Here is a 2523-nt window from a genome sequence, read left to right as displayed (position 1 = left end):
CACTAGTAGGAGATACACAGTGTTCTCTTGCAATTAAGTCCATTGACTTAGTCTCACATAGGTTTAAAACTATGGACCTCTTAACATCATTCGATATGAAGCACCCCTTATCTACGATAGGTGTTTTAGCCATAAATGTTGACTCGCAATGTTTACAGAAAAACCTCTGCTTTTTAACCATCAATATCAAAGGGTTTGTATTAACCCTATTAAAAAGTATTTTTACGGTCTGACTCCCATTTCTAATTATGTCATAATTTTCATTGACTATACCACACTTAGGGCAGCAAGCTGGCCTATATGAAAGCTTTCCCCTTAAGACTGTATATTCTATCCCCTTAATATTTTCTTTTTTGTTCCCTAAAATTACTAAATTTTTATCGTTAATTCCTAAGATTTCTGTTATACTAGCATTAGAACACATATCATTTCTCCTTGTTTTTTATTTTTTGCGATTTAAATTATACACGAGATTTGATGTGTGTTCCTATTTTTTTGCAAAAAATTTAGCGTTGGGAGAGAATTTTCTCTCACCAACGCTAAATATTATACAACCAATATAAAAGGACATTTTCCACATGAATTTCATGCGAAAAATGTCCTTTTTATTCATAGTCACCAACCCGATAGTTTAGAGATGGATTTTTCTAACCAACCTGATAATTTATACTATCCTTTTAATCTATTTTAATATTTTCTTTACAGTTTTCTTTAGCACTGGAACAACATCTTGAACAAACCAAGGATTCTTTGCCTGCCATCTAAAATTCAAGGGACTTGGATGAACGATTGGAAAATACTTAGGTAAATACTCATCAAAGCACCTGACTGTTTCTGTAAGATTCTTCTTTGTCCTACCCTTGAGATAGTAATCCATAGAATATTTACCGATAAGAATTGTAAGTTCAATGTTGTTTAGTTCCTTAAGTATAGGTCCATGGTATTCCTGAGCAATAAATTTTCTAGGTGGCAAATCACCTGTTTTAGCCTTGCCAGGATAGTAAAAATCCATTGGAACTATTGCAATTTCTTTAGAATAAAACGTATCTTTATCTATACCCATCCAAGAAATAAGGGTTTCTCCAGATTTATCATTAAATGGAATAAGTGATTCCTCCACCTTTTTTCCAGGTGCCTGACCTACGATTAGAATCCTAGCTTCCTTATCTACTTGAAGTATTGGTGGTATGTTCTTATTTGTATATTCGGTATTTCTTTTGTCTAGTTCAATTTGCTTTATTATACCTTTTAGCGACATAATATAACCTCCGATACTAAAAAACAAATATATCACCATTAAATGGTGAGGCTTAAATAATATGTAGCTTATAGCTCTATAACCTTGTTCTCGCCCTTTGCTGAGTAAAGTATTACTGTGCCAGTCTTAAAGTAGAATGTTGACATTATATCTTCTTCCATTGAGTAAATTGAGCTGATAACATCGATATCAGAATCCATGATAGCAATTCTTGCCTCACGGCTTTCATCTTCAGCTAACCACTTGAAACCTTAGAATAATCAGTAAAATCAATGGCTTTAGATAGTGACTTAACTATTCCCACTCAATAGTTCCAGGAGGCTTACTAGTTATATCATACACAACCCTATTAACCCCTTCAACCTCATTGATAATCCTATTAGAAATCCTCTCCAACACATCATAAGGAATCTTGTACCAGTCAGATGTCATACCGTCACTTGAAGCAACAGCCCTCAATCCAACTAGGTGGGCATATGTTCTTTCGTCACCCATTACACCAACAGTCATTACATCTGGTAGTGTAGCAAAGGCCTGCCATATTTCCTTGTATAGACCAGCCTTTCTTAGCTCGTCCATATATACAGCATCGGCTTCTCTTAGGATGTCGCACTTTTCCTTAGTTACTTCTCCGATTACCCTGATACCAAGTCCTGGTCCTGGGAATGGGTGTCTAAATATTAGGTTTTCTTCTATACCTAACTCTAGACCTATCTTTCTAACCTCGTCCTTGAATAGCTCTCTTAGAGGTTCTATTATTTCCTGGAAGTCTACATCTTCTGGCAGACCACCAACATTGTGATGAGACTTGATAGTTGCAGATTCTCCGTTACCAGACTCTACTATGTCCGGATAGATTGTTCCCTGCACCAAGAAGTCCATCTTACCAAGCTTCTGAGATTCTGCTTCAAATACCCTGATGAATTCTTCACCTATTATCTTTCTCTTTGCTTCTGGCTCTGTTACTCCTGCCAGCTTGCTTAGGAACCTGTCTTCTGCATTTACCCTGATTAGGTTCATGCCGAACTTCTGCCTAAAGATTCTCTCTACGTCGTCACCCTCGTTCTTTCTTAGTAGACCGTGGTCAACGAATACGCAAGTCAGATTATCGCCTATAGCCCTGTGCATCAAGGCAGCTGCAACAGATGAGTCTACACCACCACTTAGGGCGCATAGGGCCTTCTTGTCGCCTACCTTAGCCTTTATTTCTGCTACCTTGTCATCTATAAATGAGCTAGTAGTCCAGTCTCCACTTACCTGACAAA

Annotated in this window: 4 protein-coding genes; all 4 read right to left on the bottom strand. The window is 37.1% G+C overall.

The window, feature by feature from the left end:
- The coding region (locus tag ACW6OJ_RS08110) for a transposase family protein (protein ID WP_456096285.1) at positions 1-424 on the bottom strand (424 nt) is incomplete at its 3' end.
- Positions 425-682: 258 nt separating this feature from the next.
- Entirely contained in the window at positions 683-1258 is a 576-nt protein-coding gene (locus ACW6OJ_RS08105; RefSeq protein WP_007788953.1) for a uracil-DNA glycosylase family protein, read from the bottom strand.
- Between the two features lie 68 nt (positions 1259-1326).
- On the bottom strand, positions 1327-1458 hold the full coding sequence (locus ACW6OJ_RS08100) for a hypothetical protein (protein ID WP_456096284.1): 132 nt from the start codon (positions 1456-1458) through the stop codon (positions 1327-1329).
- A 94-nt stretch (positions 1459-1552) separates the two neighbouring features.
- Positions 1553-2523: glutamine-hydrolyzing GMP synthase (gene guaA, locus ACW6OJ_RS08095; protein ID WP_456096283.1), on the bottom strand; the 971-nt coding region annotated here is incomplete at its 5' end.

The sequence above is a fragment of the Peptostreptococcus sp. genome, assembly GCF_977045075.1.
This window is presented reverse-complemented; position numbering and strand designations above follow the sequence as displayed.